Origin of the sequence: Phocaeicola sp. RTP21198st1_B8_RTP21198_201120 (assembly GCF_040929485.1) — a bacterium.
GTDB lineage: Bacteria > Bacteroidota > Bacteroidia > Bacteroidales > Bacteroidaceae > Phocaeicola > Phocaeicola dorei.
In genome coordinates this window covers 1-13,414 of the sequence record NZ_JBCOCI010000035.1, presented here as the reverse complement: position 1 = coordinate 13,414, position 13,414 = coordinate 1, and the positions used below count along the sequence as shown (strand labels likewise).

The window sequence follows — 13,414 nt, the reverse complement described above, 5'->3', positions numbered from 1 at the left end:
GAACAAAGTTATGAGCAACAACTTGATTATCATCAATGCCCACATCGTTACTCCGCAAGGCAGAACCGCCCGGAAAGGAGAAGCCATGAACGAACTTCTCAACATTCCTTGCGGAACGGTAAGAATAACCGACGGTATTATTACCTATGTTGGCGAAAACCGTATAAGCCATGAAAAGCCCGGCTATAAAGTACTTGACGCCAGAGGGAATGTATTGTTGCCAGGATTCGTTGACTCTCATACCCATTTGGTTTTCGGAGGATTTCGCCCCGACGAATTCATCTGGCGGCTCAACGGCGACAGTTATATGAGCATCATGGAACGTGGCGGAGGCATTATCAATACTGTACGTGCCACCCGGGAAGCCTCCTTTGAAGAACTGAAACATAAAGCCGAATGGTTTCTGGATACCATGAGCCGGATGGGGGTCACCACTGTGGAAGGAAAAAGCGGATATGGTCTGGATCGTGATACAGAACTGAAACAACTCAGTGTCATGCAAGTTATCAATGAATGTCCCGACCGGAAAGTAGATATTGCCACCACTTTTTTAGGTGCTCACGCCTTACCCGAAGAATACAAAGGGCGAAGTGACGCATATATTGATTTTCTGATTAACGAAATGTTGCCCATGATTCATCAGAAACAATTGGCCGAAAATTGCGATATTTTCTGTGAAAAAGGGGTATTCACTGTAGATCAGTCTCGAAAGTTATTGAAAGCTGCGCAAGCTCTAGGCTTCGGTGCCAAGTTGCACGCTGATGAAATTGTCAGCTTTGGAGGAGCAGAACTGGCAGGAGAATTGAAGGCCCTCAGCGCCGACCATCTGTTGCAAGCATCCGATGAAGGCATAAAAGCTTTGGCACAAAATAATGTAGTAGCCACTCTATTGCCACTAACTGCCTTTACACTAAAAGAGCCCTACGCCCGTGGCAGGAAAATGATAGACAGCGGCTGTGCCGTAGCCCTTGCCACCGATCTAAATCCAGGCAGTTGTTTCTCCGGTTCCATCCCGCTGACTTTTGCTCTAGCCTGCATCTATATGAAACTGACCGTTGCAGAGGCTATCACAGCCATCACACTGAACGGTGCGGCAGCTCTCGGACGCGCCGACCGCATCGGAAGCATAGAAGCCGGAAAACAGGGAGACTTTGTTTTACTGGGAACCGACACCCCCCATATATTACCTTATTATACAGGTATGAACGCAGTCAAGCTGACCATCAAAGGAGGACGTATTCTAAATTCAAATTAACCAATTAAATACTAATAGCCATGTTAACAGAACTTACCATCAAAGAATTTATCAATAAAGTACTCAGTAATGATCCTGTCCCCGGTGGCGGCAGTGTTTCAGCACTCAATGGAGCCCTTGCCACCTCACTGGCAGCTATGGTAGCCAATCTTACCATAGGCCGCAAGAAATATGTAGAAGTGAACGAAATTATGGAAGATCTTTCTGTTCGTTTCGAAGAACTCACCCGCCAGCTGATAACCGATGTAGACCGTGATTCAGAAGCATACGACCGTGTTTTCTCCGCATTCAAACTTCCAAAAGAAACGGATGAAGAAAAGGCTATCCGCAGTGAAACCATACAGAAGGAAAGCAAATATGCCGCCCAAGTGCCTATGGAGGTGGCACGTACCGTCCACTCCATTCTGCCCATGATTGATGTGGTAGCCAGAAAAGGGAACAGCAACGCTGTAACCGATGCCTGCGTGTCCATGATGTGTGCCCGGACTGCCATTCTGGGAGCCTTGCTGAATGTACGTATCAACCTCACTTCTATCAAAGACGAAAAATTCGTCAAAGAGATGAGCGAAGAGGCCGATATGATAGAACAGACGACCATTGCCGAAGAACAGAAAATACTGGACTATGTGAAAACCATGTTTTAATCCCAACCTCCGCGGTTAAAAAAAGAATCAGACCATGAAGAATGTATATCAAATAGGTTCGGGTGACCTCACTTTTGACATCATCGAACGTATTATTAATGAAAATCTGAAATTGGAACTGGCTCCCGAAGCTAAAGACCGGATTCAGAAATGCCGGGATTACCTGGACAGAAAGATCAAGGAATCCGATGTCCCTCTCTATGGCATCACTACAGGATTCGGCAGCCTGTGCAACCGTAATATTTCTTCCGATGAACTGAGTACTTTGCAAGAGAACCTGGTAAAAAGCCACGCTTGCAGTGTAGGCGCAGAAATGCCCCATGTCATTGTGAAGCTGATGTTTTTATTAAAAGCTCATGCTCTTTCTTTGGGACACAGTGGCGTACAAGTCATCACTGTACAGCGCATTATCGACTTTTTCAATAACGATGTAATGCCCATTGTCTATGACCGCGGTTCATTGGGAGCCTCAGGAGATCTTGCCCCGCTCGCCAATCTCTTCCTTCCGTTGATCGGCGTAGGCGATGTGTATTATAAAGGCAAACGCTGCGAAGCTATCAGCGTGCTTGATGAGTTTGGTTGGGAACCAGTCAAATTGAAAAGCAAAGAAGGACTGGCTCTGCTCAATGGTACCCAGTTTATGAGTGCCAACGGAGTGTATGCCATACTCAAAGCCTTCCGTCTTTCCAAGAAAGCCGACCTCATTGCCGCCATCTCCCTGGAAGCCTTTGACGGCCGCATCGATCCGTTCATGGATTGTATCCAACAAATGCGTCCGCATAAAGGCCAGATAGAAACCGGAGCCGCATTCCGAAGAATGCTGGAAGGCAGTGAAATCATCGTACAGCCCAAACAACACGTACAAGACCCCTATTCATTCCGTTGCATCCCACAAGTTCATGGTGCAACCAAAGATGCCATCAACCACGTAGCTTCAGTACTGTTGACCGAGATAAATTCAGTTACCGATAATCCCACTATCTTCCCCGATGAAGACCTTATCATTTCAGGTGGCAACTTCCACGGACAGCCCCTGGCATTGGTATATGATTATCTTGCCATTGCTATGGCCGAACTGGGAAACATATCCGAACGGCGTGTGGCACAACTCATTATGGGACTTCGCGGATTGCCCGAATTTCTAGTTGCCAATCCGGGACTTAACTCCGGTTTCATGATTCCCCAATATGCGGCTGCCAGCATGGTAAGCCAGAATAAAATGTACTGTTATGCCGCCAGTAGCGACTCTATAGTATCCAGCAACGGACAGGAAGACCATGTAAGTATGGGAGCCAACGCCGCCACCAAGCTCTACAAAGTGATGGATAATCTGGAACATATACTTGCCATCGAATTGATGAACGCCGCACAAGGTATAGATTTCCGCCGTCCGCTCCGTAGTTCACCGTTTATTGAGAAGTTTCTCGCCACCTACCGCAACGAGGTACCTTTTATAAAAGAAGATATTGTGATGTATAAGGAAATACATAAAACAGTAGCTTTTTTAAAACGGCATCAAGTAAATTATTAAACGGCATTTCGGAATCGGATTATAAAGATTTCACATCCCTTTTTACTATTAAAAACTATAAGATCCATATAATCCGAGTCCGAATTCATATCTTTGCAGTAACAAAAAATAGCGAAGATGAATTATGATAATAAAGAAGAAATGTTTCCTATAGTAGATGAACAAGGAAACATAACAGGAGCTGCAACCCGTGGAGAATGTCATAATGGAAGTAAATTGCTACATCCGGTAGTCCACTTGCATGTATTCAACAGTAAAGGCGAACTCTATTTGCAAAGGCGTCCTGACTGGAAAGATATTCAGCCAGGCAAATGGGACACAGCCGTAGGCGGACACATAGATTTGGGTGAAAGTGTGGAAACAGCCTTGAAACGTGAAGTAAAAGAAGAACTGGGCATCACCGACTTTACTCCCGAATTACTGACTAGCTATGTATTCGAATCCACCCGGGAAAAAGAATTGGTATTCTCGCATAAAACCACTTATGACGGTCTCATTATTCCCAGCGAGGAACTGGATGGCGGCCGTTTTTGGTCACTAGAAGAGATCAGGAGCAATATTGGAAAAGAAATATTTACACCTAATTTTGAAAATGAATTTAAGAAGCTAGGCTTCTGAAATAGTTTTTTAATCAAAAATGGCAAATTCTTGACCTGCATCAAGAATTTGCCATTTTCGCATACATTTTATCTTTATCAGAATACAATCTAGAACAAAACAGTATAATTTTGTGTTGTAAAACATAAAAAGAAAGGATAACGAGATTATGAAAAAGGTAAAAAGTATTTTTAAGAAAGCCCTTGCTCTAATGGGTGAAAACGAAGTAAGAGCTTGGGGTATAGGGATTAAGTAAGAAAATAACCCTATTTTTTTAATCAAAGAAAGGATAACATTATGAAGAAATTGAAAGAGATCATCAAAGCAGGTCTCAAAGATATGGGAAATGACGCCCTCCGTGCTTGGGGGTACGATACAAAGTAAAAGGTACAAAAGATTAGTTTTTAATGTTTTAAAAAAGGATAGCAGGATGAAAAGAGTAAAAAAAATTTTCAAAGAATATATGAGGGCTATTGAAATTAATGCCGCATTAATGTATGGTTATAGACCTAAATAAGAACCGTACTTTTTGATTGAGGGAATTGAATTACAATTATAACAAAAAAGCAGTCTTGACTTTTCAAGACTGCTTTTTTGTTATAAATACAGTATAAGTGAAATCAATTTATCCGACAAGCAATACACTAACATTAAAAATATATTGTATTTCTTCAAAAAGAATATACCTCTTTGAAATCAAGAGAGTTAGAAAATTCACCTCATTTTAGGATAATGAGTTGGCAACCATCCTAATTACCGTGATCTGCATCACTTTGCTGGTTTGGGTAACTCTTACAGATGCAAATATAGTAAAATATAGCAGGCAAAAAGAAAGATGAACTCATTTTCTTTTTACCTGCTGCATGATTCGCGGTAGAATAGTATCCTATATCAATTCAATTTTTATTTTACAGTTCTGTCCACCCTGCAAAATAGAATGGCAAAGTGTTACTCTAAATTTCTGTTCTTTCCAAAGGTTTTGCAAAGAATAAAGAACACTCTGACGTGAACATTCACAAAGCAAAGGTGTGGTGACATATCCTTTTTTACACAAGCCACAAGTACATTCCAAGAAAATAAGATGATAGACACGACCTTTCTCTACAATCTCGCTTTTTACTCCCGGCAATTCATCTGCCATCTGAAAGAAAACATCCATATCTCCATTGGCATCCTTGTAGAGTTTCCTGTAAATGGAAAGCACACCACCATCCACGCAATTCTTGCTACATTCTGAAAAGAAGGCTGCTCGTTGTTCCGATGAGAGTCGAGCGATACCTTTCTCAAAACCTTTGAACCAATCTGACAAATCCATACTATCAAGGTAATTGACTGAACAGCTTTACCAATCCTTCTTTGTTGAAGCAGTAAAACATTTCTATTTGTTCAGGGGTATCATTCTCCAGCAATAACAACAACTCTTTAGCAAATTCCAAGTAACCTGTGCCATTTGCCGTAACAATGCGTTTGTCCGATACAGCTTGCTCATTCATATAACCTGCCTTATTGGTATAATTGCCTCCTCCCCATAATTGTAGCTGTTCCAAACCATTTCCCGTATGTTTTATCTCATTTAAGAAACCATGTTTGGCAAGGAAAGAAGCAGCGTTGCAGATAGCTCCTACGATAATCCCCTTCTTTATGGCACGGCGAACGATTGGCACGACTTTATCTGCTTCCAGTTCGTCGAACCAGCCGAAACCACCAATTAGCACCAAAGCGGCATAATCATTAGGCATCGTTTCAAAAGAATAGTCGGGTAAAGTATGGAAACCACTGCATGAGCGTACAACATCCAATGTAGGAGCTACGACTTTGTTCATGTATTTGGGATTTTCTTTTATACTACGTTCATCACACGCAATAGCCGAAGCTAGGAACACGGCTTCATGGTCAGCATAGTTATTTAACAATAGATATAACACCTCGTTCTTCATATTTATTTTCTTCTGATGGTTTGACATTTACGTTTTGTCATCTCTTCGGCAAAGGCTTGTTCACCTTGTTCCTTAATATAGCTAATGCAAGCAGAACGGTCAGAATTAAACAAAAATGCAAATACTTTGCTTATCCAATTGGAAAACAACTTGCATTCCCTGACATCATGGGAGCATTCAGCACAAGTATTAAACTTGTTTTCTTGGCAACATGAGCGGATTTTACACCAAGTTGCTTTTTTATTTGGTTTACATCCGGAACATTTCTCCGCCAAGAACTTACGGCAGGCTCCACAATAAAGACCGCAAGCGGCTATGTTTTTATTATCAGGTGCAATAGTTTTCATAAATATCAGATGTTGGAGTGAGAAAATTCGCCATTTATCCAAAAGGTGGCTTCCGTACCCATGAAATGTAGAAGCACATAATTGGGATCACTTGGTCCATCGGGAAAATGATGAACGAACCAGTCCTGCCATATGTCCTTGCGGATAGTATCGTCCGTAATAATTTCTACCGTACCACGCAGGGCAACGCCATCCCCGTAATGGTCATAGCAAAGACCCGCCTTGTTGTTCGCCTTAAAATCATTCACTTTCATGGAGCCGACACTTGTCGCCATCCAGACTTCGTTAAAACTTTTGGCATGTATCTTGGACATCTGCACAGGTCGCGGATAACCGTCGGCATCAATGGATGCGATGGTCACATTTTCGCATTGGGCAAGCAAGTGGGTTGCCTTTTCCGTTAGTGTCCGTTCATCTTTTTCTTTCCACCGTTTCAGGTAGGGAAAGTGTTGAAGCATTTGTTCCTTTGCTTGTACGGGACTCAACTTACATTCGGTCTGCACAGCCCATTGGTCTAAGAATTGCAGGCAGAACTCAATCATTTGGCTCATTGTGAAATCTTGGGTAAACTCACCTTTTTTGTAACAATACACGCAATAATCCTCACTACTGCTCCCATTGGCATTTGTCCCTCTGTTTTCATCAGTTAGGGGCATACCACAACTTTGACAAAACTGTTGTTCCATATATGTATTCTATTCGATGCCTATCAGTCCCTTTATAGGCGGTTATAAAATGCGAGAGCGTGGAACTGCAATGCTACCACGTCTAAGTTGGAGGTCGTAGGAAACCTTTGGCACAGATATGATAATAGCAGCCCACGCTATGGCGTGAGAACCACTATGCTATCCCTTGTACCAAGTCCGAAATTTCCTACGTTTCCAACCTACAAGATAAACATAACGCTTCTTTTTTTCCCGTATGTTTTGAAAAGAGTTGCCTCTATCCGACTACAAAAGTCGGAAATTTTTCTGATAATCTTTTATCTTCTAATGCTTTTATTTACTTTTGGAATAGAATTTAGGGTGCATTCTATATTTTCAGTTCTTTATCCTGTTTAGTAGATGCAGTCCCCAAACCGTTCCTCCATTCATTCGCATTCTGCCTGAACCATTGCACAAGTGGAACATCGTTCACACATATTTGAAAATACCTTTTCCGAGAATCTCAATATGTTCCGGCAGAAGTCAATCAACGGCAGTAGCTTTTCCACATAAGGAAAGTTCCATAAATTTTATTATGTTTTTCAAGATAATCAAGGAAAGCAAAGTAAGTTGATATTAGTTTCACACGGAAAACAACGTCTGTATCCCCAAGAATTAGTACCTTTGGGGGGGGGAGATAACTCTTCGCACTTGCAATATACTTTTTACGCATTGCGTATTTTAAATAATTCAGTGCGTATATTTATCGGCAAGCGGGATAGTAAAAACATAAAATCGAAATGGCAACAGACGGAGTAAAAATAATTGATGGAGATTTAGCACACGACACCTATGAATATATAATGGAATTGTATGATAATGGAGCAAGTGCTGAAATAATTAAGAAAGAAATTCCATTCATAAAAGAAGATTATGGAGATGAAACGGATTTTTATCACGAAATTTTTGTTACAGCTTACGCCTTGGCATTTTGGGAAATCGGAGAACTGACTGATGAAATCTTAAATGAAGTGAAACGAGTTATTGAACTCAAAGCAGGTGTAAATCTTTGGACAAAAGATGTAGACGAAAAGGAAGGCAAAAAAAGACAAAAAGTCCTTGACCGATTTTTAGAAAAAATATCTGCACCAAACAAAAAAGTTAGAAATAGAAAAAAATACAGAGTTGTAAAAAATCTATATTTTGAATCAAATGATGTTCTGTCCTTTAAACTTTCAGACAACAATTATTGTGCTATAATTTGTGCACAAATCACGCAAGAAAAATCACAAATAACCTATGATTTTGTACTTACAACCTACAAGGGAAAACAAAAACCAACAATTGAAACGTTAAAAGATGAATTTATAGTCGGACACCTAATGGGTAGACCGAGTAGAAAAGAAATCTTAAAGCAACAACCCAAAATCGACATACTTTGGGATTATCATACACACAATGCCATACTACTGACAGAAGCACAAAGGCAAAGAACTTATAGCAATGATTCCATTGAAATTTTTGAAGGAAAAAAAGAGTTCTTTTTTGGATTTCCATTTAAATTAGTTACTCATAAGGATATGACACTTATGAAAGACAAGTTTGAAGTTATTGGCAAATTAAAAATAAAAGAAAACTTTAACAGGTCGGGAGGTTATGACTATTTATCGAATCTTGAGAGATTTGAAGATATTTTAAATGATATAGATAGACACATGGAAATATTTAGAAACGTAAAATTTCCGATAAAACTTTTATGTGAAATAAATTAACGAATTATCTCTTGATAAGCAAACCTACGCAGAATGCCGCAAACGAAATGGAGTGTGTTAAATCTGCATTGCTTTCGGGTAACGGCTAGGAAACCGTTTTCCTGCTGCAATCCGCTTTAAGACCGTTTTATACCATCTTCCCAATTTCTCCGATTTGCCACTAACTTCTTAATAATCAATTTTAGTTGCTGCAATCTGCCGATTTTATGAGGTTTTTCCAACGATATTTCCTATTTTTGCAACCATCTACTATTAACCTATAAATTTCAATTAATAGAGCCATGATTAAAAACCTATCTACCTTCTTCGTCGGTATAGCGTTATTATGCCTCGCCGGCTGTACCCCAATTCCCAAAGAAACAACTGCAACAAAAGAGTATGCACCTCTTGAAGTTCCAGTTCCCGAACGTCCTGCGGGACAACAGGATGTAATCGAACTAATAACTCCTAAACTTGACACTGTGCGTGTAGGTTTCATCGGTTTGGGTATGCGTGGTCCCAGTGCGGTAGAACGTTGGACGCACATACCGGGAACTAAAATTGTCGCTCTTTGCGACTTATTGCCTGAAAATGCGGAAAAAGCACAAAAAATTGTAACTAACGCCGGTATGGAAGCCCCTGCCCTCTACTCTGGCAGCGAAGATGCATGGAAACAACTGTGCGAGCGAAACGATATCGACTTAGTATACATTGCAACAGACTGGAAACACCATGCTGAAATGGGTATCTATGCCATGGAACATGGAAAACATGCAGCCATCGAGGTACCTGCCGCCATGTCACTGGATGAAATTTGGGCACTTATCAATACTTCCGAAAAGACCCGTAAACACTGTATGCAACTTGAAAACTGTGTTTATGACTTCTTCGAACTGACGACATTAAATATGGCACAAAAAGGTCTTTTCGGCGAAGTGCTCCATGTAGAAGGTTCATACATCCATAATCTGGAAGAATTCTGGCCTTATTACTGGAACAACTGGCGTTTGGACTACAACCGGGAGTTCCGTGGAGACGTTTATGCCACACACGGCCTAGGTCCTGCCTGCCAATTGCTCAACATTCACCGCGGTGACCGCATGAAGACACTGGTAGCCATGGACACCAAAGCTGTAACCGGTCCCGAGCTGGTAAAACAATATCAGAAAGAAGAAGCACCCGATTTCCAAAACGGCGACCATACCATGACTTTTATCCGCACAGAAAACGGCAAAACCATCCACATACAACATGATGTAATGAATCCGCGTCCCTATAGCCGTATGTATCAGCTGACCGGTACCAAAGGTTTTGCCAACAAATATCCCATCGAGCAATATTGTTTCCGCCCGGATCAAATTGACAGCACCAGCATACCCGATCACGAAAATCTGAGTATGCACTCGGCTGTTCCCGAAAAAGTAAAAGAAACTTTGATGAGCCAATACAAACATCCTATCCACCAAGAATTAGAAGAAACAGCAAAGAAAATAGGTGGACATGGAGGGATGGACTTCATTATGGATTATCGCTTGGTATATTGCTTGCGCAACGGACTTCCTCTGGACATGGACGTTTATGATTTAGCAGAATGGTGCTGTATGGCCGACTTGACCCGTCTTTCTATAGAAAACGGAAATGCACCTGTTGCCGTACCCGACTTTACCCGTGGCAATTGGAACAAAGTGGATGGATATCATCATGCTTTCGCTCAATAAAAAGACATGAAATAAATACAGACTTCCATAAAAAGAGAGGTACATACTGCATCGGGCAGAAATACCTCTCTTTCTTATAATGCACAAAGTCACATGAACATGATTGTATAAAAAAGCTCACATTTTATACTTTTGTCAGTTCACCCGTCACCGAATCAATAATAAATCCCCTCACCATAATATCTTCAGGTATTAATGGATGCTCCATAATAGCCCGTACAGTCCCTTTCACCGATTTCTCCGTATCCTCAAAACCATCCAACCATGCTCCAAAATCTACACCACAGAAACGAATCATATCAATGGTTTCCTGCTTGATGCCACGTGCTTTCATGTGTTCTATCATCTCATTACTATTCATGTGACAGGCCCCACAATCAGAATGAGCAACAACCATAACTTCCTTTACACCTAACTCATAAATAGCCACCATCAGACTACGGATTACACTACCAAACGGATGCGAGATAACCCCACCTGCATTCTTGATAATTTTTACATCACCATTCTTGATGCCCAAAGCAGCAGGTAACAATTCCGTCAATCGGGTATCCATACAAGAAAGAATAGCTATTTTTTTATCAGGATATTTGTTGGTAATATATTTCTCATACCCCTTGCTCTCAACAAATTTCTTGTTAAACTCTAAAATATCATCTATCATTGCCATAAGTTTTTTAGGATTCACTACAAACTTACGCAAAAATAAAATGCAATGACACTTTTAAGATAAATATTTATCGGATACCAACTTTTCTACCATCCATCAAGGCAAGGATGAACCATACAAGAAAAAGCTAAGAGAGCAATGCGTTTCCATACGAAAAAACCAACCCCGTAAATGCTAAAATTGTCATTGGTCTTTTTTCCTTCTCCCCAATTCGGCACGGATACGGCTTAACGACTGTGGGGTAATCCATAAATAAGAAGCGATATGCTTCAGAGGTACATACTGCAACAGTTCCGGATTCTCTTCCAACAAAGTAAGATAACGTTCTTTGGCCCGGGGGCTTCCTCCCGTTATCATCCAACTTTCAAGCCCTAAAAGCTGCTGTTCGAACAATCGTCTTCCAAAATTAGCCAGTTCAACAGATTCGGCATATAATACTTCGAGTTTTGCCTTCGAAATACCATAAAGTTCACTGTCACACATCGCTTCGATAGAAACCAACGAAGCTGTATTTTCCACATATCCCCATGACGAGAAGATGGCCTCCCCTTCAGAAGCAAACCAGACGGAAACATCTACCCCGTCATTAAGGTAATGCCCCCGCCAGATTCCTTTACTTACAATATAGAAGTTTGAGTTCCGCCCGCCTTCCTGTACAAGAAAATCTCCTTTACGAAAAGTGAACTTCTCCATATTATCCAACAACTGCAAGCTCAAAGCTATTGGCAAACTATATTTCTCACAAAACTTCTGTATGAATGCATCCATATATCCACCCGATTAATTACCACAAAGGTAAAAAATCATCTGCGAACCCACTGATGTTTACGATAATAAATCGCCATTATCACTAAAAAAGTAAGTATTTCCGCCAAAGGAACCGCCAGCCATATCCCTGGCACCTTCAATAGCAACGGCAAGCCAAATAAACAAAGTACCATAAAAACAAACCCACGCAAAACTGTAATCATCATAGCCGGACGTGCCCGCTCTACACTTTGGAAATAGCCAATGGAAACAATGTTTACAGCAAAAAAAATAAAGCCAGACGCAAACAAAGGCAGTCCCGCCACAGCAATATCGTATGCAGGATAAGAACGATCAATGAACATAGCCACAATCTGATGATTGAACAAAGCTGTTAACGCAAAAAACACAAGTCCACAGGTCACGGCCGTTCCCAGTGCCAGACGGAAAGCGGAGCGTACCCGCATGGCATCGCCCGCTCCAAAGTTATAGCTTAAAATGGGTTGAGCCGATTGTCCTATAGCATTATATACCATAAATATAATGGGAAAGAAATAACAGGCAATACTGAAAGCAGCCACTCCATCTTCGCCTAAATAATGAATGAACACATAATTACCTGCAAACATCATACAGGCTATGGCCGCCTCGCACAAAAAGGTGGAAGCTCCTAAATGACACATATATCTTACATTGCGCCAAGTGAGCCGCACACTCTTCTTGCTAAGTTTCACCCGGCAAAAATGAATCACATTTTTTCTGCGACTTAAATAAACTACAATCATTCCGGCTCCCAAAATATAGCCCAGACTGGTAGCCAGCGCCGCCCCCATCATTCCCCATTTGAAAATAAAAATAAATACATAATCCAATAGAATGTTCACCACTGCCGGAATAGCATTACACAACATGGCATAATTAGGAGAACCATCCAGACGGACAAAGAACATCCCTGAACTTAGTAAAGCACTAAATACCAGAAAAGGCAAAAACCAATACATATATTCCACCGCCAAAGGCAACAGTCGTTCCGAACTTCCCAACCACACAGCTACTTGTGGAGCAAACAAACATACCACTCCCCACAACACAGCCAAAAACAAAGAAGAAACCACAACAGCCTGCGTCACATTGATACGGGCAGCTTTCAACTGTCCCTGAGATAAATGAATAGATGCCACCACCGATGCACCAACACCAAACATCAATCCGATACCTGTACTTATCAAAAACAAAGGAGCAGTAATATTCACTGCCGCCAATGCGTCACTACCTATCCCTTGACCTACAAAAATACCATCTGTTATCACAAACACAGCCGAAAATACCATCCCCAGCACAGTAGGTATCAGCAATTTCCGAAACAATTTCGGAATTTCCATACTACCAAAATCAATACTATCCTTCATAAACTTCACTTTTTTGTTTAGCGGATGCAAAGATAGAGCGTTATTTCGGAGTAAAAATTACCAAATGGTAATTTCCAACAATTTTTCCTATGAAAAAATTTGTTCTTTTAAAAGATATTCTTACCTTTGCACCCGCTAAACAAAAAGCAACGCCTCTTTAGCTC

General features: G+C 41.1%; 13 protein-coding genes. 6 read left to right on the top strand and 7 right to left on the bottom strand.

Annotated features, from left to right (window positions below; all coding sequences use genetic code 11):
- Nucleotides 1–10: 10 nt before the first annotated feature.
- The 4 genes from hutI (at nt 11) to AB5935_RS13575 (ending at nt 4,048) form a co-directional block, all read left to right on the top strand.
- On the top strand, nt 11–1,255 hold the full coding sequence (gene hutI, locus AB5935_RS13590; protein WP_007831037.1) for an imidazolonepropionase: 1,245 nt from the start codon (nt 11–13) through the stop codon (nt 1,253–1,255).
- 20 nt (nt 1,256–1,275) lie between these two features.
- Nucleotides 1,276–1,899 (top strand): cyclodeaminase/cyclohydrolase family protein, encoded by a 624-nt coding sequence (locus AB5935_RS13585; RefSeq protein WP_007831031.1) that lies wholly within the window; start codon nt 1,276–1,278, stop codon nt 1,897–1,899.
- Nucleotides 1,900–1,933: 34 nt separating this feature from the next.
- Entirely contained in the window at nt 1,934–3,430 is a 1,497-nt protein-coding gene (gene hutH, locus AB5935_RS13580) for a histidine ammonia-lyase (RefSeq protein WP_007831029.1), read from the top strand.
- Between the two features lie 117 nt (nt 3,431–3,547).
- Entirely contained in the window at nt 3,548–4,048 is a 501-nt protein-coding gene (locus AB5935_RS13575) for an NUDIX hydrolase (protein WP_007831028.1), read from the top strand.
- 865 nt (nt 4,049–4,913) lie between these two features.
- On the opposite strand, the gene AB5935_RS13570 is transcribed toward AB5935_RS13575, so the two are convergent.
- Genes AB5935_RS13570 through AB5935_RS13555 form a run of 4 tightly spaced genes read right to left on the bottom strand, consistent with a single transcriptional unit; the run spans nt 4,914 to nt 6,997 of the window.
- The gene (locus AB5935_RS13570) at nt 4,914–5,342 is read right to left on the bottom strand and encodes a hypothetical protein (RefSeq protein ID WP_007831026.1); all 429 of its coding nucleotides are present in this window, start codon (nt 5,340–5,342) and stop codon (nt 4,914–4,916) included.
- A gap of 4 nt (nt 5,343–5,346) precedes the next feature.
- Complete coding sequence (locus AB5935_RS13565) at nt 5,347–5,964, bottom strand: DJ-1/PfpI family protein (protein ID WP_007846893.1); 618 nt, start codon at nt 5,962–5,964, stop codon at nt 5,347–5,349.
- Nucleotides 5,965–5,966: 2 nt separating this feature from the next.
- Nucleotides 5,967–6,311, bottom strand: a complete 345-nt coding sequence (locus AB5935_RS13560) for a DUF3795 domain-containing protein (protein ID WP_007831023.1) — start codon at nt 6,309–6,311, stop codon at nt 5,967–5,969.
- A gap of 5 nt (nt 6,312–6,316) precedes the next feature.
- Nucleotides 6,317–6,997 carry a zinc ribbon domain-containing protein gene (locus AB5935_RS13555; RefSeq protein WP_007831021.1) on the bottom strand — a complete coding sequence of 227 codons (681 nt, stop codon included), beginning with the start codon at nt 6,995–6,997 and terminating at the stop codon, nt 6,317–6,319.
- A gap of 758 nt (nt 6,998–7,755) precedes the next feature.
- Here AB5935_RS13555 and AB5935_RS13550 point away from each other — a divergent pair.
- On the top strand, nt 7,756–8,727 hold the full coding sequence (locus tag AB5935_RS13550; RefSeq protein ID WP_038611510.1) for a hypothetical protein: 972 nt from the start codon (nt 7,756–7,758) through the stop codon (nt 8,725–8,727).
- A gap of 281 nt (nt 8,728–9,008) precedes the next feature.
- Entirely contained in the window at nt 9,009–10,424 is a 1,416-nt protein-coding gene (locus AB5935_RS13545; protein ID WP_007831013.1) for a Gfo/Idh/MocA family protein, read from the top strand.
- Between the two features lie 124 nt (nt 10,425–10,548).
- Here AB5935_RS13545 and AB5935_RS13540 read toward each other — a convergent pair whose 3' ends face one another.
- The 3 genes from AB5935_RS13540 to AB5935_RS13530 all read right to left on the bottom strand — a co-directional run bounded on the left by AB5935_RS13540 (nt 10,549) and on the right by AB5935_RS13530 (nt 13,250).
- Nucleotides 10,549–11,088, bottom strand: coding sequence for a beta-class carbonic anhydrase (locus AB5935_RS13540; protein WP_007843492.1), 540 nt, complete (start codon nt 11,086–11,088; stop codon nt 10,549–10,551).
- Nucleotides 11,089–11,277: 189 nt separating this feature from the next.
- Nucleotides 11,278–11,862, bottom strand: a complete 585-nt coding sequence (locus tag AB5935_RS13535; protein WP_007831010.1) for a Crp/Fnr family transcriptional regulator — start codon at nt 11,860–11,862, stop codon at nt 11,278–11,280.
- Between the two features lie 35 nt (nt 11,863–11,897).
- Nucleotides 11,898–13,250, bottom strand: a complete 1,353-nt coding sequence (locus AB5935_RS13530) for an MATE family efflux transporter (RefSeq protein ID WP_368327456.1) — start codon at nt 13,248–13,250, stop codon at nt 11,898–11,900.
- Between the last annotated feature and the right edge of the window lie 164 nt (nt 13,251–13,414).

Coding starts and splice junctions, on each gene's coding strand:
- hutI (WP_007831037.1), top strand. CDS start 11: ATGAGCAACAACTTGATTATCATCAATGCCCACATCGTTACTCCGCAA.
- AB5935_RS13585 (WP_007831031.1), top strand. CDS start 1,276: ATGTTAACAGAACTTACCATCAAAGAATTTATCAATAAAGTACTCAGT.
- hutH (WP_007831029.1), top strand. CDS start 1,934: ATGAAGAATGTATATCAAATAGGTTCGGGTGACCTCACTTTTGACATC.
- AB5935_RS13575 (WP_007831028.1), top strand. CDS start 3,548: ATGAATTATGATAATAAAGAAGAAATGTTTCCTATAGTAGATGAACAA.
- AB5935_RS13570 (WP_007831026.1), bottom strand. CDS start 5,342: ATGGATTTGTCAGATTGGTTCAAAGGTTTTGAGAAAGGTATCGCTCGA.
- AB5935_RS13565 (WP_007846893.1), bottom strand. CDS start 5,964: ATGAAGAACGAGGTGTTATATCTATTGTTAAATAACTATGCTGACCAT.
- AB5935_RS13560 (WP_007831023.1), bottom strand. CDS start 6,311: ATGAAAACTATTGCACCTGATAATAAAAACATAGCCGCTTGCGGTCTT.
- AB5935_RS13555 (WP_007831021.1), bottom strand. CDS start 6,997: ATGGAACAACAGTTTTGTCAAAGTTGTGGTATGCCCCTAACTGATGAA.
- AB5935_RS13550 (WP_038611510.1), top strand. CDS start 7,756: ATGGCAACAGACGGAGTAAAAATAATTGATGGAGATTTAGCACACGAC.
- AB5935_RS13545 (WP_007831013.1), top strand. CDS start 9,009: ATGATTAAAAACCTATCTACCTTCTTCGTCGGTATAGCGTTATTATGC.
- AB5935_RS13540 (WP_007843492.1), bottom strand. CDS start 11,088: ATGATAGATGATATTTTAGAGTTTAACAAGAAATTTGTTGAGAGCAAG.
- AB5935_RS13535 (WP_007831010.1), bottom strand. CDS start 11,862: ATGGATGCATTCATACAGAAGTTTTGTGAGAAATATAGTTTGCCAATA.
- AB5935_RS13530 (WP_368327456.1), bottom strand. CDS start 13,250: ATGAAGGATAGTATTGATTTTGGTAGTATGGAAATTCCGAAATTGTTT.